The 18,695-nt window shown below is 41.3% G+C and carries 14 protein-coding genes; 3 read left to right on the top strand and 11 right to left on the bottom strand.

Annotation, left to right across the window (positions count from 1 at the left end; all coding sequences use genetic code 11):
* Positions 1–10: 10 nt before the first annotated feature.
* From OQ279_RS10335 to OQ279_RS10300, 8 genes are all read right to left on the bottom strand, one after another.
* Positions 11–1,669, bottom strand: a complete 1,659-nt coding sequence (locus OQ279_RS10335; protein WP_266069814.1) for a glycoside hydrolase family 10-like protein — start codon at positions 1,667–1,669, stop codon at positions 11–13.
* Positions 1,670–1,779: 110 nt separating this feature from the next.
* The gene (locus OQ279_RS10330) at positions 1,780–3,528 is read right to left on the bottom strand and encodes a RagB/SusD family nutrient uptake outer membrane protein (protein WP_266069812.1); all 1,749 of its coding nucleotides are present in this window, start codon (positions 3,526–3,528) and stop codon (positions 1,780–1,782) included.
* 18 nt (positions 3,529–3,546) lie between these two features.
* Positions 3,547–6,768 (bottom strand): SusC/RagA family TonB-linked outer membrane protein, encoded by a 3,222-nt coding sequence (locus tag OQ279_RS10325; protein WP_266069810.1) that lies wholly within the window; start codon positions 6,766–6,768, stop codon positions 3,547–3,549.
* A gap of 161 nt (positions 6,769–6,929) precedes the next feature.
* Positions 6,930–7,748 carry an N-acetylmuramic acid 6-phosphate etherase gene (gene murQ / locus OQ279_RS10320; protein ID WP_266069808.1) on the bottom strand — a complete coding sequence of 273 codons (819 nt, stop codon included), beginning with the start codon at positions 7,746–7,748 and terminating at the stop codon, positions 6,930–6,932.
* 20 nt (positions 7,749–7,768) lie between these two features.
* Positions 7,769–9,358, bottom strand: coding sequence for a beta-N-acetylhexosaminidase (locus OQ279_RS10315; protein ID WP_266069806.1), 1,590 nt, complete (start codon positions 9,356–9,358; stop codon positions 7,769–7,771).
* 40 nt (positions 9,359–9,398) lie between these two features.
* Positions 9,399–10,163 (bottom strand): creatininase family protein, encoded by a 765-nt coding sequence (locus OQ279_RS10310; protein ID WP_266069805.1) that lies wholly within the window; start codon positions 10,161–10,163, stop codon positions 9,399–9,401.
* Entirely contained in the window at positions 10,160–11,425 is a 1,266-nt protein-coding gene (locus tag OQ279_RS10305) for a sugar MFS transporter (RefSeq protein ID WP_266069804.1), read from the bottom strand. Before OQ279_RS10305 ends, OQ279_RS10310 begins: the two co-directional genes overlap by 4 nt.
* Positions 11,426–11,436: 11 nt before the next feature.
* Positions 11,437–12,297, bottom strand: a complete 861-nt coding sequence (locus OQ279_RS10300) for an ROK family protein (RefSeq protein WP_266069802.1) — start codon at positions 12,295–12,297, stop codon at positions 11,437–11,439.
* Positions 12,298–12,590: 293 nt separating this feature from the next.
* On the opposite strand from OQ279_RS10300, the gene lepA reads away from it, so the two are divergent.
* The 3 genes from lepA to OQ279_RS10285 all read left to right on the top strand — a co-directional run bounded on the left by lepA (position 12,591) and on the right by OQ279_RS10285 (position 15,801).
* The gene (gene lepA / locus OQ279_RS10295; RefSeq protein WP_266069801.1) at positions 12,591–14,387 is read left to right on the top strand and encodes a translation elongation factor 4; all 1,797 of its coding nucleotides are present in this window, start codon (positions 12,591–12,593) and stop codon (positions 14,385–14,387) included.
* A 166-nt stretch (positions 14,388–14,553) separates the two neighbouring features.
* Complete coding sequence (locus OQ279_RS10290; RefSeq protein WP_266069800.1) at positions 14,554–14,922, top strand: four helix bundle protein; 369 nt, start codon at positions 14,554–14,556, stop codon at positions 14,920–14,922.
* Positions 14,923–15,042: 120 nt separating this feature from the next.
* Positions 15,043–15,801, top strand: a complete 759-nt coding sequence (locus OQ279_RS10285; protein ID WP_266069799.1) for a YebC/PmpR family DNA-binding transcriptional regulator — start codon at positions 15,043–15,045, stop codon at positions 15,799–15,801.
* A gap of 154 nt (positions 15,802–15,955) precedes the next feature.
* On the opposite strand, the gene OQ279_RS10280 is transcribed toward OQ279_RS10285, so the two are convergent.
* From OQ279_RS10280 to OQ279_RS10270, 3 genes are read right to left on the bottom strand one after another with little or no spacing between them, the layout of a single operon-like run.
* Positions 15,956–16,927 carry an isoaspartyl peptidase/L-asparaginase family protein gene (locus tag OQ279_RS10280; protein WP_266069798.1) on the bottom strand — a complete coding sequence of 324 codons (972 nt, stop codon included), beginning with the start codon at positions 16,925–16,927 and terminating at the stop codon, positions 15,956–15,958.
* Between the two features lie 50 nt (positions 16,928–16,977).
* A complete protein-coding gene (locus tag OQ279_RS10275) occupies positions 16,978–18,021 on the bottom strand; it encodes a sialidase family protein (protein WP_266069797.1) in 1,044 nt (347 codons plus the stop codon).
* 28 nt (positions 18,022–18,049) lie between these two features.
* Positions 18,050–18,688 (bottom strand): copper homeostasis protein CutC, encoded by a 639-nt coding sequence (locus OQ279_RS10270; protein WP_266069796.1) that lies wholly within the window; start codon positions 18,686–18,688, stop codon positions 18,050–18,052.
* Between the last annotated feature and the right edge of the window lie 7 nt (positions 18,689–18,695).

The raw sequence follows: 18,695 nt of genomic DNA, 5'->3' as shown, positions 1-18,695 counted from the left end.
TGTTTATAAATTACAATTTCTTGTTTAGGAGAATTTCCTGAAAAGCACTTTCATTGCCTGTGCGATCAATAGTAGTTACGGCAACAGCCTCTAAAAAGACCTTTTCTCCATTCTTCCTTTCAACATACTGGCTAAATTTAGTTTCATTAGTATTGCGGTCAAAAATCTTGTAGCTCCAGGTATCTCCATACTTAAAATAAACAACATACTTAAAACCATCTTCAGCATTGACGGGAGGTACCCAGGTAATTTTAATTGACTGGCCTTCAGTAACTGGTACAACAACAGGACTTTCGGGTGCTGTATTGTCTAACCACGGGCTGGCAGGAACCAGTGCCGGCTTTTTATATGGCCCTTCAGAAATGCTTTTTAGAAGCTCCGGATGTTTTACAAGAGGACCAATGCTCCAGTGCACTACTCCCGGATTTTTGGGCATCATTCCCCGGGTGATCATGATCTGATTGATAGTTTCATCAATATTTTTCTCATCTCCTCCAAGACCTACATTAATGCCAGGCCACAGGTGACGTTCTTCAAAGTTTTGGCTACCCCACCATCCCAGGAGAACAGGAAAACTTTGGCCTTCGGTATTTATCTTCCAGTACAACTGAGGCGTGTAGTAATCTACCCAGCCTTTATTAAGCCATAGTTTTGCGTCGGCATAAAGCTCATCGTATTGATCATAGCCTGTTACAGATTTTGGGTATCCGGGTCTCCAGATGCCGAAGGGGCTCAATCCGAATTTTACGGCCGGTTTTTCAGCTTTTATTTTTTTATAAAGGTTTTCTATAAAATCGTTTACGTGATATCTTCTCCAGTCTCCTCTTGTCAATTTTCCACCTGTATTTTGATAGGCTGTCCAACTCTTGTCATCGGGAAAATCTTCTCCGTTATTATATGAATCATACGGATAGAAATAATCATCAAAATGGATTCCGTCGAGATCATATCTCTTGATAAGATCCATTACAACGGCTGTTGAACGTTGTTTGGTTCCTTCTTGTGCAGGATCCATCCACCACATTCCGTTCTTAAGCTTTACCACAAGCTCAGGATTAGTTTTTACTACTGACTCTTCACTGATCTCTTTGGAAGAATGATGTGCACGATAAGGGTTAAGCCATGCGTGTAATTCCAGCCCGCGATCATGAGCGGCCTCTATCCAAAAATGAAGCGGATCATAAAAAGGTTCAGGTGCCTGTCCCTGCTTTCCTGTAAGGTAATAAGACCAGGGTTCTAATTCACTCTCGTAAAGAGCATCTGCCTGCGGGCGAACCTGAAAGATCACCGCGTTAAAATTGTTCTTTTTAAGCATGTCAAGCAAGGCAATAGCTTCCCTTTGCTGCTCTGTAACACTCAACCCAGGTTTGCTGGGCCAGTTAATATTGGCCACAGTGGCCACCCAGGCAGCACGGAATTCCCTATCGGCCTGTGGATGATTGACAGGTTCTTCAATAATCTCTTCAACAACTGCAACGGTGTCTTTTACCGGAAGTGGTGTAGGAATTTCTTGTGGTTCAGCAGGTGCTTCGGGCCTTTCAGGTTGGGGTACTTGTGCTACTTCCGAAGGTTCTTTGGGAGTAGGTGTTGTAGATTTTTGGGTTTTACAAGCCTGCAACAACAAAAGTATGCTGCAAAAAAGAATAAAAGAGGTTTTAATTCGTGTCATGATTGAGGTGTAAGGGATAAGATAGACTACGCAAAAAAATATAAAAAATTGCCCCCCAGGTTTTCACCAAAGGGGGCTAATTTATCTGAAATACCAGGATGGTTAATTAACTACCAGCCAGGGTTTTGTTCCAGTTCAACCCCTTGATCTGCATAAAGCTTAATTTGATCTAACGGTAAAGGTCTTAGGTACACTCTTGGATCATCAAAAGGTCTTTGAACCTCTGGTGAAGATGCAGGCACAATATAGCCTTTGGTTGCACTCGCAGGTAACCTGTTACCTTCAACATCGGCTAAATGAATTGCAGAAAGATCTGCATCAGGATTCTGGGCCTGAAGCACCTCTTTATCAATCCATGCACCCATGTTGATAGGGTAATTCTCTATAGTATCTACATAGTTGTATTTACCCCAACGTCTAAGGTCATCATTTCTAAAGCCTTCCATCATGAGCTCTACTCTTCGCTCTCTACGAATTTCCCATATAATAGCAGGGACACTTGGATCCCTATCGGGATCGTCGTAGGTTTGACCATTCACTGCGGGCATATCACCAGCGAGTTGTAAAGCAGGTAGATCAACTTCTGGCCTGGCACGTAGTACATTGATCGACTTATCAAGATCGGCCTGAGTAAGTGCAGGTCCTCCAAGAGTGGCTAATTCGGCTGCAGCTTCAGCATAATTGATCAAAACTTCTCCATAACGAATGATGGGAGCATCGGTTGGGTTAAGGTTGGAACTGCCTACAGGATCTTCGGCAATCTCTTCATTGAGAAATTTATGTACTGCCACACCAGATGTTGAATACCTGGAACTGGTTTGATTTACTCTTAGTTCATAAGGAACAAAAGTTTCAGACATTCTTCCGTCCCTGTTTGCGAATAACTCATCTACCCCATGATCTCCTTCATAAAGCGGAGAGAGTTCTACCGGAAGCCCATCTTCAGCTAAATAAGTATCGAGAGCATCCTTGGAAGGCCCGGTTTGAGGCTCTTTATTGTTATAACTATTAAGAGCATGAGTAAGTATTCCCTCTTCATATTCCCTGTATAGGATCACTTCTGGATTACCGGAAAGATCGAGAGAATTGAAAACAGATCTATAATCTCCCAGAGAGAATTTCCCGCTTTGAATAACTTCATTCGCAGCCCATTTTGCAGCTTCTAAATATTCTGCAGCTCTTTCGGTATCACCGTTATTGTATTTTTGCCACGTTCCTTCAAAAAGGAATATTCTGGACATAAAAGCTAAAACAACGTTTCGATTGACCATTTGGCCTTCATTCTTCACATCTTCTCTTACGTTTTCTGCAGCATATCTAAAATCTTCCAGAACTTTATCCATAACGAAACCACGAGAGTCACGAGGACGGTAAAGGTTTTCAACATCATTTTCGGCGATCTCTTCTTCGTACCATGGCACATCACCAAAACGACTAACAAGATCATGGTATTCAAGTGCTCTAAAGAAACGACCTATCCCTGTCCAGTGAGCGTTGGCTTCTTCATCCATATCGGCTAATTGAAGCCTGTCGATAAATATGTTTGCCTTACGCACCCATCCAAAATCCCATCCTCCACCTGAAGCAGGTGCAACTCTGGTAAATTGTGCGGGTGCCGCAGGGGCAAAATCATCGTTTAAAACTTCTCCTGAAAAGTAATCTCCCCAGGTGTAGCCAGAGCCATACCCTACAAAATACGCAGGGTAAAAGCCATAAGCAAAAGTCTCTACATTTTCTTCTGAAGTCCAGTAGCCGGGATCTTCAAACTGGTTTGTGGGCGGCACATCCAGAAAATCTTTTTCACAGCCTATAATTCCAAGGGCCAGAAAAAGCATTAAATATAATTTCGTAGTCTTCATACTTCTTTTAATTTTTTATTATATGGACGCTTGAATTCCAAAAGAAAGGTTTCTACGGAAGGGGTACACCCGTCCAAAAGTATTTGGATCATTAAGACCAGCACTTGTGTAATCTACTTCCGGATCTAATGGCATGTCTAAATTATCCCATTCAAAGAGGTTTTCTCCACTAAAATAAACCCTGAATTTATTCATGCCTAAACTCTCTGTAATATTGCCCGGAAGCGAATATCCTACAGTAAGGTTCTTCATTCTAAGATATGACATATCCTGAAGGTAACGACTTTGAGGCATAAAGTTCCTTATTGTATTTGACTGAGACTGGTCTGTTGGCTTTGGATAGAATGCATTGGTATTCTCAGGGGTCCAATAATCCAATTGGTGTGCATACCAACCTTCGTTGTAACGGTAACCAGGAATTACAACAGGCCCGTTTGCCCACATTTCTCTTTTTCCAACTCCCTGCATAAATACGCTAAGATCAAACCCTTTCCAATCTGCAGCAATTCTGAAACCATACTGCCAGCGAGGAGTAGAATTCCCAATAACTTTCATGTCTCCCGAATCACCCACAGTTTCAGTTCCATAGTTAATCACACCATCCCCATTAAGGTCACGGTATTTTACGTCACCTGGGCCATACTGGAACCAGCTATTCTCGTAAAGTTCCTGTGAAGGGATTCCTGCTACAGGAGTACCATCGGCATTAAAGTCGCTTTCCTGGTATAATCTATCAGTTTCATATCCCCATATTTCTCCAAGCATCTTTCCTTCATAATTGTTATAAATTCTCATGGTCGAATTGGCAAACTTAGTGATCTCTTCCTCGTAATCTGTCAAAGTTGCTGTCGCACTAATATTCAAGCCATTATCAAAGGAATGTTTAAAGTCGGCTGCAATTTCAAAACCGGTAGTTGTTAACTCTCCATAGTTCCTTTTTGGAGCTCCTGTTCCAAAAGAATTTGGAAGGGTAACACCAGCACTGTGCATATCGCTAACCACTCTTTCATACCAGTCAAAACTTAACCCTAGCCTGTTCTGGAAAAATCTTGCATCAACTCCAAGATCAAGGGTTGTCACAGTTTCCCAGGTTAAACTGGCAGGTTGCGCAGGAGGTGTCCCTACAGTAACACGATCGGCACCATCAATAACCCATCCTGAATTGGAAGGATTCATTATTCGGTAAATACTACCAAGTGATGCATTAGGATTCCCCAAAGATCCCCATGAACCTCTCAATTTCAGGAAAGACAGGTATGGCTTACTAAAGTCCATATAATCTTCTTCAGAAAGTACGTAACCTGCCGAGAAAGATGGGAAGAATGCCCATTTTTTATCTGCTGACAAAAGAGAAGCTCCATCATAACGTCCATTCACTTCCAGTAACAATTTATCCTGGAAAGAATAGTTGATTCTTCCGAAGAAACCAAGATTTTTCCATTTGTTCCTGTCTCCATTAACAAATTGATCACCAGTCGCCAAATCTAATTCCCCCTTGTCTGGGTCAATTAAATTTCTCCTTTGGGAAGAATGGTACCAGTACTCGTACTCTTCGTAGTCTCCCCCTGCAATTATCTTAATATCATGATCTTCTCCCAGTAACTTATTGTATGTGGCAAAAGCTTTTGCTGTATTTCGGTTACTCCAGTCAGAGGCATATTCTACCCTGTTATATGACGCACTACTATACGGTTCATATACAAGGTTTGAGCCTGTAGACCAGAAATTATAAGCTGAAAGTACACCACCAACCCTGTGTTCATGGCCTTCGTTACGGTCATGGGTATAATCAAAATCAATAGAAAGATCATCAATAGGAGTCAATGTTCCTCCCAGTGTTATCCTTGTCATGTTATCTGTATACTCATTCATATTTGCCTGCTCTACTTCAGAAATGTGATTTCTGAACGGATGACCTTCATAAGTACCATAAGGATATACAGCCGGCCACCTGGTAACATAGTACCACGGATCGTATGTGGCACTTGAAAAGTAGAAAGGCTGTGTGGTTGAAGAGCTATTATATTGAATGTTTGCCCGTGTAGAGAACCAATCGGTAATAGAAGAGTTAACACTAAGATTAACGTTATATCTCTGGTATTCATCGGGGTTTGTTTTTAATACCCCCACCTGGTCAAGGTATCCAAGACCAAGATAATAGTTTGTGTTCTCACTACCACCTGAAACAGATAGGTCATGCTTTTGTTGAGGAGTCCATTCCTTTACAAAAAGATCCATTGCATCCCAGGAACGGTAGAAGAATAAACGGCCATCCCTAATTTCAAAATCGCGTCCAAGCACCATTTCAGGGCCCAGATCCTGACCACCATATTGTTGTTCCCACTCTCGCATTTTTTGTACTGCAAGGTCGTCAAAGTACATACCAACAGTACCAAAAGAAGGAAGGTCTGGAATTCTTCTTCTCACAGCTGCAAGAGCCATTTCGGCCCCATCGGCTGCCGGTGCGATCTCAGGCATGGTAGTAGGAGTTTGCCAGCTGAAGTTATTAGAATAAGAAACTGTAGGAGCAGTATTTCTTTGTCCTTTCTTGGTGGTGATAAGAATTACCCCCCATGTACCACGGGCACCATATATAGAAGTTGAAGCTGCATCCTTAAGTACAGAGATATTCTCAATATCCTGCGGGTTGATCATTTGAAGGTTTGGCACCTCCACGTTATCAACAAGAATAAGAGGCTCAGCTCCCCCATCAGTCCCAAGGGTTCCCACATTACCACGGAGTTTGATCATTGGATTATCCCCAATTTGCCCACTTGGTGCACTAATTGTGAGACCAGGAGTGGTTCCCTGTAAACCACGGGCCACATCGGTAATAGGCCTTGCTTCAAGGACTTCGGTGTCTACTGTAGATACAGCCCCTGTAAGGTTTGCTCTTTTTTGAACACCGTATCCAACAACAACAACCTCCTGCAGGTCCTGCACATCGCTGGTCATTGTTACCTGAACAATATTTCTTCCTTTTACCGGAATTTCCTGGGTTTGGAATCCTACATAAGAAAAAACTAACACGGGATTATTCCCGGTTACATTCAGAGAGTATTCACCATCAAAGTTGGTAGTTGTACCCACTGTAGTCCCTTTTTGATAAACCGATGCTCCCGGAATTGGCATCCCAGATTCATCGAGTACTTGTCCTGAAACCTCTATTTCCTGCGAAAACGATTTCGTCAAAACGCCTAAAATAAAAAAGACAAGAAGCAGATGTAATTTTCTTCTCATAATTTAGTTTGAATTAAATAATCATTAGTTGATCTTATAAAAAAAGATGCAGCAATATAAACTAAAATATACTATAATAAAAACCTTTGTTAAAATAAATAAGTTATCCTGAACATACTTAACTAAAAATTTTATATAAGTTTAGCATAAGTGTATCTTAATCAGTTTTCTGAGTCAAAATTTCTTAAAACTTTTCGGACGCTTTTATATTTCTCAAGAAGTCTTTTTGCTTCCTCTTCTTCCACCTTCAGCTCCTCCATGATCATCTTAACACCACGGTTAACAAGTTTTTTGTTAGACAACTGCATGTCAACCATCTTATTCCCTTTTACTCTCCCCATTTTGATGAGGCTGCTGGTAGAAATCATGTTGAGCACTAATTTTTGAGCGGTACCTGCTTTCATCCTGGTACTGCCGGTCACAAACTCGGGCCCTACCACTACTTCAACAGGAAATTCTACTGCTGCAGCTAAAGGACTGCTATCATTGCAGGTAATACACCCCGTTGCAATTCCTTCTTCCCTGGCTCTTTTTACACCGCCAATCACATAAGGTGTAGTTCCCGAAGCCGCAATACCTACAAGCACATCCTTTTTACTTATATGAAATTTCTCCAGGTCTTTCCAGGCCTGTTCCAAATCATCTTCTGCATTTTCAACAGCATGTCTCAGAGCATGGTCGCCCCCTGCTATTAATCCTATCACCCAATCTTCAGAAACACCAAAGGTTGGTGGACATTCAGAAGCATCCAGCACCCCCAATCTTCCGCTGGTTCCGGCTCCAATATAGAACAACCTGCCACCTTCCTGCATGCGGGTCACAATGACATCTACCAACTTTTCAATAGCAGGTAATTGTTTTTCAATTGCCAGAGGTACAGATTTGTCTTCGTTATTAATATTGGTGAGTAATTCTTGCGTACTCATTTTCTCAAGATGATCATAATTTGATGACCTCTCGGTTGTTGGTTTATTCTCCATTGCTGTATATATTCTGAAACTTATTTGATATTTGAAAAGACTCCCGGAATGGCTTTTTCGACACCCCAGTTTACGCCAGGTGTTCTGTGAAAATTAATATCGAGGGCTCTTAATCTATCGCCGTGCTTTCCAAGTCGTGTAGTAAATTCCTGATATTCTCTTTTATCTCCGCTAGTCCAGCCTACTTCTGCCGCTGCAATAGCGCGGGGCCAGAACCTATTGTCCATCATTTCGTCGCTGAGCACAAACTCACTCCAAACAGCTGCCTCAACTCCAATCACATTTTCATGGTCTTTTATAAAACTGTAAGTATCTTCAAGGCTAACCCCATCTTTTTTACACCAGTTATTGGTATTTTCCTGCCCTGTGACATTTGCATGATCAAGATAAAGCTGTGTACATAGGGAGTGGATTACTTTAATATCTTTCACTACACTCTCAACTTTTCCATGCCACCTCTGGCTAATAAGATTTGAACTCACCTCAGCTTTAGTAACTTCTTCCCAGCCAATAGTGGTTTTACCAAAAGACTGCACGATAGAATCTGCCTTTACAACAAACTCTTTATATCTAGGGTCTTCAATCTCATCTCCTCCAATATGCAGCCATGGCCCCTTGGTGATTTCGGCCATTTCTTCAACCACATCGGCCACAAACTTGTAGATCTCTGGGTTCTCAAGACAGAACTTGCTCCAGCCAACATTGTAATCTTCAAAAATCGCTGGCGGAATTGCCCTTTTTGGAGTTAAGTTGGAATATTCATCACAGTTTAATTCGGGGTAGGCCAGTAAAGCAGCATATATATGGCCCGGCATATCTATTTCAGGAATTATAGTGATATTTCTTGCAAGAGCATAATCCTGCAGTTCTTTGTATTCCTCTTGAGTCAAAAACCCTGATCTTCCCCTTCGTACTGAGCTATTCCCACCTACCTCGGTAAGTTTGGGCCAGCCCTTAATCTCTATTCTCCAGCCCTGATCATCGGTAAGGTGCAGGTGGAGGCGATTCATCTTATACAGCGCCATTCTGTCAACGTGCCGCTTTAAATAATCCAGATCAAAGAAACTACGGGCCACATCTACCATGGTACCTCTCCATCCAAATTCTGGCTTATCTTCAATAGAAGTATGCCTAAGCACTACCTGATCTTCTAAACTTTGGCTTTCGATCTCTGCGGGAAACATTTGGCGCAGCGTCTGAATTCCGTAGAAAAGTCCGGCTTTTGAAGCAGCCTTCAGCAGAACGCCTTCTTCGGAAATCATCAATTGATAACCTTCTTCTCCTAAAGAAGAATTTAAGGAACTATCCTGTTCAATTTTCCAGTTTCCGCAGTTATCGGAAGCACTGGTAGAAACTGATAAGCCTGCTTTTTGAAGCAGAGTCTCAAGCCATTGAGAAGCCTCCTTTCCTTCTCCGGAATAGCAAATGGTATTTTGTTCAGGAATCACATAGGCTTTATCTTCCCAGCTCACCTGTGCAGGCAACGGGATTAAGGCAGGTATTTCGGGAATTACAGTAGCCTGTGGTGCATTTACAGTTTCTGTTCCTCCACAAGAACTAAGTACGGCGGCAAAAAGTAAGAAACCAAGGCCTCTAAAAAGGTATTTCATAATGACATTTTTGTAGGGTTATAAATTTCGACCGGGTTTTTTATTCCTCGTACCGATCCTCATTCTTAATTTTATCCATTTCGAGCAAGAGATCTGCCACCTGACGGGTTACGGCATCAAAAAACCGCTTCCCTTTTTCTTCGGAAGCTTTCCTGGGATCTCCAATACCAGTATCTGCCGACACCATGTGCCACTTTCTTTCACTCCAGGCCCAGCCCTCTTTGATGGCGGTTAACCTTGAATGTTTTTCTTCTCCATTTCCGGCTTCTTCTAAGGGCAGCACGAGTTCGGGTCTTAGGTGCAACATTAAGCTGGTCTCCATTTCATCGGCGTGGTCTCCGGCTTCTTCAAAGAACTCCTTCCGGTCTACCGTCTGAAAAAAACTTGTAGTCACAAGTAGCATTTTTGGATACTTTGCTCCTACCTCTCTCAAAAGGGCTTTAAAATTATTTCCGCCGTGACCGTTTAATAATAGTAGCTTCTTAACTCCACTTCTGTCAAGAACCTCTACAAGATCATTAAGAATGGCCAGCTGGGTGGAGGGGTATAAGTTCATACAAAGGTCAACTTCTGTCTGCCCGGTATTCACCCCAAACGGAATATTTGGCAATACGAGCACCTTCCCTCCTGCTTCCCATGCTTTTTTAGCAGCCTCGGCAGCAATTGCTTCTATCTGATAATTATCTGTAGCATAAGGCAGGTGAAAATTGTGAGCTTCGGTAGCGCCCCAGGTGAGCACAGCTACTTCAGTTTTTTGCTCTTTTACAGTTTTCCAGTTAGATTCTGCCAGTATGTAGGGTCTCATGCCTTTCTAATTTTGTGTCCTGCAACGGCATAGTAAAGAATAAACAAGTAAAGCGGTACAGCTATCCAGTAAGCCGATTGTTTATCTATAGCTTCAGCCAAACCACCATAAGCAAGGGGAATGACAGCACCTCCCGCAATTCCCATAACGAGTAGCGAGGAAACTGCTTTTGTAAGTTTCCCTACATCTGCCAGTGCAAGAGGCCAAATTGCCGGCCACATTAAAGAATTTGCCAGACCTAGAAGAGCGATAAATGCTACAGATATAAAGCCAGAAGTGGAAATTGCGCCCACAGTGAACACTACTCCAAGAATAGCACAAACTTTCAATGCATTTTCCTGTTTTATATACTTCGGAATAGCCACGATCCCTAAAAGATAACCAATAATCATGGCAGCCATAGTACCGGTGGTAAAGCCTTTAGCTGTTTCAAAATCGAACCCCTGAAAGATTCCGTAGTCAATGATAGTATCAACAGCGATAACTTCAACACCTACATATATAAAAAGCGTAATCACACCCAGAATAGCGTGCGGGTAATCGGTGATTTTTTTAGAAGTTTTCTGAAGAGCGGTAGCATCGTCTTCATCTTCGGCCTCAACTTCAGGAAGACTTGATTTATAAACCCAAAATGCCAAAGCGAGCAACACGATGATAATTCCAATATAAGGAGGAATTACACGAAGTGCCATTTCATCTAAAGCAGCTTCATCTGTAGTTCCTACAAGAACTTCAGCTTTATCTAACTGCAGGAAAACCCCTATCAAAATTGGCGCGATGGCACCTGCAAGCTTGTTACAGATTCCCATGATACTAATTCTTTTTGCAGCACTCTCTGCCGGCCCAACAATAGTTACATAAGGGTTTACTGCAGTTTGAAGAATTGCGAGTCCTCCACCCATAACGAACAAGCCCAGCAAAAAGATCAGGTAAGTGCGGCTCAATGCCGCCGGAATGAACAACACAGCTCCAAGGGCCATTACCCCCAAAGCCACCGACATTCCTTTTTTGAAGCCGAAATGATTAAGTGTCCTGGTAGAGATAGGTGCCATGACCACATAAGCGATATAAAAAGCAAAGGTTACAAAGTAAGCCTGAAAGGTGGTGAGTTCACAAGCAATCTTGAGATATGGTATCAAAAGAGCATTTAACCAGGTAACAAATCCAAAAATGAAGAAAAGTGCCCCAATAATGATTATTGAACGGGTGGCGCCAGAATCGCTAGCAGCTGCCGAGTTTTTGTTTTGAGTAGTTTTAGCCATAGGGAATTAAATTAGTAGTCAACAGTTTTAGGTGCTTCAGCCAAAATTAATGCTGCAGCCCCCAAAAGGGCAATATTTAAAGTGTTTGAAGGTTTAACAAGCAGTTGTTCCCTCACCTTCTTAAAAGGGAAACTGTCTATTGTGGTTTGAAGCCCGGCTTCAAAAAATGGAAAAGCTTTACTTATAGATCCTCCCAGTAATACAGCTTGTGGCGAAAGAACATTTAAAATGAGCTTTATAGCATTACCAAGATGTATCCCAAATTCTTCAAAAAGCAACAGGGCATCTTTATCTCCCGCCTGCGCCTTTTTAAAAACTTCGTTTCCGGAAACGCCATGTGCTTTAAAAAATTTCCCGCTACAATAATCTTCCACTGTACCGTCGAGATAAGAAATACCACCTATTTCCCCTGCACTTGAATATGCTCCGGAATACAATTGGTCGTGTATGATAATTCCGCACCCAAATCCTGACCCCAATGTGACGCCAACCATATTTTTAAAGGGTTTCCCCTCGCCAAACATCTTTTCACCCAGGGCGAAAACGTTTGCATCATTGGTCACACGAACGGGTTTGTTGAAACGTCGCTCTAAAAAGTCTTTTAGGTGCACTTCCTTAAAAGAAGGGATATTCAACAGATCGAAAAGAATGCCGTTCTGCTCATCAACCAACCCCGGCACTCCAATACCTATTCCGTAGAAATCATTCCCGGCAACCTCTAGGATTCCGGCGGAAAGTTCATCTAAAATTTGCTGTTTTGAAGCCGTCGAAGAGGTTGGGAAATCGGCTTCCTTAATTACCTGTGCATTTTGAACGACTCCAATCCTGGTTTTAGTCGCTCCTATATCTATACCTATTGTCCTGTAATTCATAGGAAATTATTACCGGCTATAGCCGCAATGAATTCTCCCCACCAACATTCAACAAGGAAATTCCCTTGAATTATGAGGGGAAGCTCTACAAAGAAGCCTTTTATTTTTAAAATATGCAAATACTTTTATAAATTTTTTATAAAAGTTATGCACAGAAAATCTAATTCAAAAATGCCATTTTTGACACCCAGGGTTAGCAGATAATTTTTCTTTACAGCCTTTTAAAAAAACTATATTTGTATCTTTTAAACAGAAAGGTTCTCTGCGAAGGAAAACTTTGTTGAAATTGATTTATGAAGAACATTCGGAATTTTTGCATTATAGCCCATATTGACCACGGAAAAAGCACGCTGGCCGATCGCTTATTGGATTCCACAGGATCTGTTACCGACAGGGAGAAGCAGGAGCAGCTGCTAGACAGTATGGATTTGGAGAGAGAAAGAGGAATAACCATTAAGAGCCATGCGATTCAAATGGATTACACCTATAAGGGCGAGCAGTATATTCTCAACCTTATTGACACTCCCGGCCACGTAGATTTCTCTTATGAAGTTTCACGCTCTATTGCTGCCTGTGAAGGAGCTTTACTGGTAGTTGACGCAGCACAGAGCATACAGGCACAAACAATTTCAAACCTGTACCTCGCACTTGAAAATGACCTGGAGATTATCCCTGTGTTGAACAAGGTAGACCTGCCAAGTGCAAATCCTGAAGAAGTAACCGATGATATTGTAGATCTTTTAGGGTGCGACCCATCTGATATTATTCCTGCCAGTGCAAAGACCGGCCTGGGAATTACAGAAATTCTTGCTGCGATCATTGAACGTATTCCGCCACCTTCCGGAAAGGTAGATGCCCCTTTGAGAGCTTTGATATTTGATTCGGTTTATAACCCTTTCCGCGGTGTTGAAACTTATTTCCGTGTAATTAACGGTTCTATTAAAAAGGGACAGAACATCAAGTTTGTCGCCACCAATAAAGATTATTTTGCCGATGAAGTAGGTACTTTAAGGCTGAAACAGTTTCCAAGACAGGAGATTAAGACCGGAGATGTAGGTTACCTCATCACCGGGATAAAAGAAGCTAAAGAAGTAAAGGTAGGAGACACCATCACCGATGCAAAAAACCCTACCACTGAAGCAGTACCGGGATTTGAAGACGTTAAACCTATGGTTTTTGCCGGAATATACCCTGTAGATACCGAAGATTATGAAGATCTGCGCGCTTCTATGGAAAAACTTCAGCTTAACGATGCTTCCCTGGTTTTCACGCCCGAAAGTTCTGCGGCACTGGGATTTGGTTTCCGATGCGGTTTCCTCGGAATGCTTCACCTGGAGATCATTCAGGAGCGTTTAGAGCGGGAATTCGATATGACTGTGATTACCACAGTTCCAAACGTTTCCTACCACGCATATACGCATAAGAACAGAGACCAGGTGATCCTGGTGAACAACCCATCCGATCTTCCCGAACCTTCAAGTCTGGACAGGGTGGAAGAGCCTTTTATTAAAGCCACCATCATTACAAAAGCCGATTTTGTAGGGCCGGTGATGTCTTTATGTATTGAGAAGCGCGGCCAAATTACCAATCAAACCTATTTGACAACAGACCGTGTAGAGCTATCTTTTGATATGCCCCTGGCCGAAATTGTATTTGACTTCTATGACAGGTTAAAAACAGTTTCTAAAGGTTATGCTTCTTTTGACTATTCTCCAATAGGCATGAGAGCTTCCAAGCTTGTGAAGGTTGATGTATTACTCAACGGCAATGTAGTTGATGCCCTTTCGGCTCTCCTGCACGTTGATAATGCTTATGATATTGGAAAGAAAATGTGTGAAAAGCTGAAGGAATTAATTCCAAGACAACAGTTTGATATTCCTATTCAGGCAGCTATTGGTGCCAAGATCATTGCCCGGGAAACTGTAAAAGCACTTAGAAAAGACGTTACCGCGAAATGTTATGGTGGAGATATTTCCCGAAAAAGGAAACTTCTTGAAAAGCAGAAAAAAGGTAAGAAAAGAATGCGCCAGGTTGGAAACGTAGAAATTCCTCAGGAAGCTTTTATGGCAGTACTTAAGTTGAATGATTAGAATCATTTAACTTAAGTTAGTAGACTCTAGTTGGTAGACGGTAGTAAAATTGGTAAAGAAATATTACTAATAATACAACTGCCTATTATTTTAATCTTCTTTATGAGTCTTTTAAAGTTGTAAGTTGTTAATTCTATGATCCTTAGATGCCTTTAATTAACAACTTATGCTATTCAAATTTGAAGACTTAAAAGTTTACCAGAAATCCCTGGTTTTCATTGACGGTGTCTATAAAATAACTCTTCAGTTCCCTCCAGAGGAGCTCTTTGGGTTAACCTCCCAATTCAGAAGAGCTTCAACTTCTATAGCTTTAAACATTGCTGAAGGTTCTGGCAGTACAGATAAAGATTTTAATAAATATCTTCGTACAACTTTTAACTCCTTGAAAGAGTGTGTAGTTTGCTCTACTCTTGCCTTTAGGCTGAAATTTATCAATAAAGAAGTTTATGATAACCTCAGAAAAGAGCTGGCAGAGATTTCAAAAATGATTGCTGGGCTTAGGAAATATCTCAACCAGAACAACCCAGAATATTGATACGAGCCTGTAATATTTGAGCCCGGACACAAATTTTATAAATTTGTAGATCTCTAATCCAAAACGGTAAAAATTTTCTACAGACTACAGACTACCGTCTAACGACTAAAGACTAATTGAATGGCCGGACATAGCAAATGGGCGAATATCAAACACCGCAAAGGAGCCCAGGATAAAAAACGAGCAAAACAATTCACTCGTGCGATCAAGGAAATCAGCGTAGCTGTTAAAGAGGGTGGAGGCCCCGACCCTGAAGCCAATCCCGCACTTCGTAATGCCATTTCTAATGCCAAGGGAGTCAATATGCCTAAAGACACTATTGAGCGTGCTATAAAGAAGGCAAGTGGGGCAGAGGCCGACAATTTTGAACTTGTAACCTTTGAAGGCTATGGCCCGCATGGGATCGCATTTTTTATTGAATGTACTACAGACAATACAAATCGCACTGTGGCTTCGGTCAGGTCGATCTTTTCTAAAAATGGAGGCAGCCTTGGCACCAACGGTTCCCTGGAGTTCCTTTTTGACAGGAAAGGTGTCTTCAGCATTGACCGTAAGTCTGTAACCTCAAGCATGGAAGAATTCGAACTGTCACTCATAGAGGGAGGAGCCACCACGATAGAAAAAGAAGAGGATCTAGTATATGTATATACAGATTTTACTGATTTTGGCGCCATGAATGCCAAACTGGAAGAGTTAGGCGTGGAGCCAAAAAATGCAGGGCTCCAACGCATACCCCTAAATACCGTAGAACTACCGATCCAGGAAGCTACTAAAATTATTGAACTTACTGAAAAATTTGAAGAAGATGACGACGTGCAGGACGTTTACCACAACCTCGAATTAACCGATGAGCTTCTGGAGGAGATCAATAGAGGTTAGTGGACTTACCTGCATTTTCTTTTATCAACATAAAAAACCGTTACGTTTCACTTATCAAGAAAACTATCCACAGCTTCTTCTAGCTATAAAAAGCTTATCTGATTTTTAGGTTGTATGAATTTTAGTTCTCATCTAATGATTTAACTTTAAACAACTACAAATAAGTTTTGCTTTTAAGTTCTGTATTTTCTGAATTCTTGTATTTGAGATAAGTAAATCCGGGATGTATACAGAAAGAACCAACTTCCCCTTTTTTATTAAGGGCAATAAATGCTACCTGGAAATTCTTATAATCAGGATTCTTTTTGATTATTCTATCCATAGCAATCTCACAAGCTTCCTGAGGACTTTTCCCTGAACGCATAAGTTCAACTATGAGAAAGGTACTTACATTCTTAAGGATCTCTTCTCCAAGGCCTGTGGCCACTGCTCCTCCTACTTCATTATCAATAAAAAGACCTGAACCAATAATGGGCGAATCTCCCACCCTACCTCTCATTTTATAAGCCAGGCCAGAAGTAGTACAGGCTCCTGCTATATCTCCCTTTTCATCAAGACAAAGCATCCCAATAGTATCATGATTCTCGATATTTATTATTGGTCTATACTCCTTTTCTTCAAGCCATTTTTTCCAATTAGCTTCTGATTCCGGTGTTAAAAGATTTACTGGTTCGAAACCCTGTTTTATAGCAAATTGATATGCTCCTTCACCAACCAGCATATTGTGTGGAGTCTCTTCCATAACTTTTCGTGCTACAGAGACAGGGTGTTCTATATTCTCAAGAAAACAAACACTTCCAAAATTTCCATTAGGAGCCATGATACAGGCATCAAGTGTCACGTTTCCATCCCTGTCTGGCGCTCCTCCCTTTCCAACAGTTTGATTTTTAATATTTGACTCCTCAACGCGTACTCCCTGTTCTACAGCATCAAGGGCAGATGCACCTTTGCTCAACAACTCTCCTGCAGTGCGATTAGCCTCGGCAAAATTCCAGGTGGTAACACTAATGGGTCCTGATGCTGTTTTATTTTCAAAAAGAGGCAGGTCCATAAATACATTTGCGTTGATTAATGGCAGACCAACACCGGCTGCACTAACTTTGGTTAGGAAATTTCTCCTTTTCATAATGTTCTCTTAAGTAAATATTTACTGATCATTTTATAGTAACAATCTTACTAATTTAATCTTAGTTTTAAGTATTTTATTCTTTCACGCTCATAGGTGTATATAATGTGAATATCCCCATTATTATCCTGTATTATAGCAGGGTAGCTATATTCTCCTTCACTCCTGTCTTCAAGTTTTAGAACAGGCTCCCAATCCTCTCCATTCAATGATATGGCCACAATAAGTTTATTACGCCCGTTATGCCAGTCTTTACCGCTCTTTAAGGGGTTGTATACCAATAAATGATGACCATTAGCTAAGGTGACAGCATCAACTCCTGAATTAGGATTTGCAATAGATGTTTTTTCCAGTTTTGTCCAGCTTTCTCCAAGATCTTTACTCAAACTCTCCATTAGAACATCCTGATCACTTCGGAAAAACGCTTTTAATACGCCATTATATTGAATAATAGCAGGCTGAATTGTTTTGAAATCAGAAATTGAATCTATGGGTACTTTTCGCCAGGTTTCACCGTCGTCTTCGGAAATTTCCACATGTGATTGCCAGATTTTACCATCTGTACTCTCCACACTGGAAGGGCTTATTATCCTGTTACCTATCTGTAAAGGTTTATTTCTAATAGGCCCCAGAATATTATCGGGGAGCCTCACCGGTTGTGACCACGTATTGCCGTTATCATGCGAAACTTTATACATGCCCCACCACTGTGAAGGGGAAGGCCCCACTTTGTAAAACAGAAACAATTTTTTGGATTTCGTTTTGAACAGAACAGGATTCCAAGTGGGGTAGCTGAGGGAATCATTCACTATCCCATCTGCTACTTTACGGGGTGATGACCATCCCAACCCCGATTTAACACTGGTGTAGATACTCACTTCTGGATGCCGTTCATATTCTCCCCCAAACCAGGCAGCAATAATTTCGCCATTTTCAAGCACTTCCATAGTTGAAGCATGGCATTGAGGAAATTCTGCTTTCTCAAAAATAAATCCTTCTTCTAAAACTGTAAGAGTACTATTTTCATTTTGAGCCCACATCCCGGTGCATATTATCAGAAAAAACAGCTTAAAGGTGAAAAAATTAATACTCATTATTTACAATAAATTTGAATCCTTCTAATTATTGGGCTAGCCCTTCAAGGCTTCCTACGATCAATCGGCCGTGGTAAGCCCTGGCTCCAATTAGTTCATGTAATTCTTGAACATTAGATTTAGTAATCTTCCCGGCCGGCATGATTTCAATTTCAGAAGAAATCTTAATCATTTCCCTAAGCACCTCCATACCTTCTAAAGCCGTAATTTCACCTCCTGAAGATAGTATTGTTGTGACACCATTAATATCTGCTAACTCCTTGCAAGCCTGCAAAGGATTGGGAGTATCATCTATAGCTTTATGTATAACTACCTTCAACGGTTGGGAATAGTCCGTAAGCTCCCTTAGTTTATCCAGATTCAAGGTGTTATCATTATTTAATATTCCAAAAACCACACCCTCTACCCCTACTAGCTTACAAAAAGCTATTGAAGCTTTCATCTCATCAATTTTCTGTACACTGTACACAAAGTTTCCGGCACGAGGCCGAATCATCACGTGGACCGGTATTTTTATGTGCTCTTTTATTTTTAAAATAAGATCATTCGAAGGTGTTAGACCATCCATTTCAAGATCTGTACATAATTCCAGTCTGTCTGCTCCCTGTTTTTCTGCGATGATCGCCTGCTGAAGATTTTCAACACATGCTTCTTTAATAAAACTCATTTTATCT

Source organism: Salinimicrobium profundisediminis, from assembly GCF_026241755.1.
GTDB classification, from domain to species: Bacteria; Bacteroidota; Bacteroidia; order Flavobacteriales; family Flavobacteriaceae; genus Salinimicrobium; species Salinimicrobium profundisediminis.
Note: the sequence above shows the minus strand (reverse complement) of the source record. Positions and strands in the feature narration are given on the sequence as shown.

Coding starts and splice junctions, on each gene's coding strand:
- OQ279_RS10335 (WP_266069814.1), bottom strand. CDS start 1,669: ATGACACGAATTAAAACCTCTTTTATTCTTTTTTGCAGCATACTTTTG.
- OQ279_RS10330 (WP_266069812.1), bottom strand. CDS start 3,528: ATGAAGACTACGAAATTATATTTAATGCTTTTTCTGGCCCTTGGAATT.
- OQ279_RS10325 (WP_266069810.1), bottom strand. CDS start 6,768: ATGAGAAGAAAATTACATCTGCTTCTTGTCTTTTTTATTTTAGGCGTT.
- murQ (WP_266069808.1), bottom strand. CDS start 7,748: ATGGAGAATAAACCAACAACCGAGAGGTCATCAAATTATGATCATCTT.
- OQ279_RS10315 (WP_266069806.1), bottom strand. CDS start 9,358: ATGAAATACCTTTTTAGAGGCCTTGGTTTCTTACTTTTTGCCGCCGTA.
- OQ279_RS10310 (WP_266069805.1), bottom strand. CDS start 10,163: ATGAGACCCTACATACTGGCAGAATCTAACTGGAAAACTGTAAAAGAG.
- OQ279_RS10305 (WP_266069804.1), bottom strand. CDS start 11,425: ATGGCTAAAACTACTCAAAACAAAAACTCGGCAGCTGCTAGCGATTCT.
- OQ279_RS10300 (WP_266069802.1), bottom strand. CDS start 12,297: ATGAATTACAGGACAATAGGTATAGATATAGGAGCGACTAAAACCAGG.
- lepA (WP_266069801.1), top strand. CDS start 12,591: ATGAAGAACATTCGGAATTTTTGCATTATAGCCCATATTGACCACGGA.
- OQ279_RS10290 (WP_266069800.1), top strand. CDS start 14,554: ATGCTATTCAAATTTGAAGACTTAAAAGTTTACCAGAAATCCCTGGTT.
- OQ279_RS10285 (WP_266069799.1), top strand. CDS start 15,043: ATGGCCGGACATAGCAAATGGGCGAATATCAAACACCGCAAAGGAGCC.
- OQ279_RS10280 (WP_266069798.1), bottom strand. CDS start 16,927: ATGAAAAGGAGAAATTTCCTAACCAAAGTTAGTGCAGCCGGTGTTGGT.
- OQ279_RS10275 (WP_266069797.1), bottom strand. CDS start 18,021: ATGAGTATTAATTTTTTCACCTTTAAGCTGTTTTTTCTGATAATATGC.
- OQ279_RS10270 (WP_266069796.1), bottom strand. CDS start 18,688: ATGAGTTTTATTAAAGAAGCATGTGTTGAAAATCTTCAGCAGGCGATC.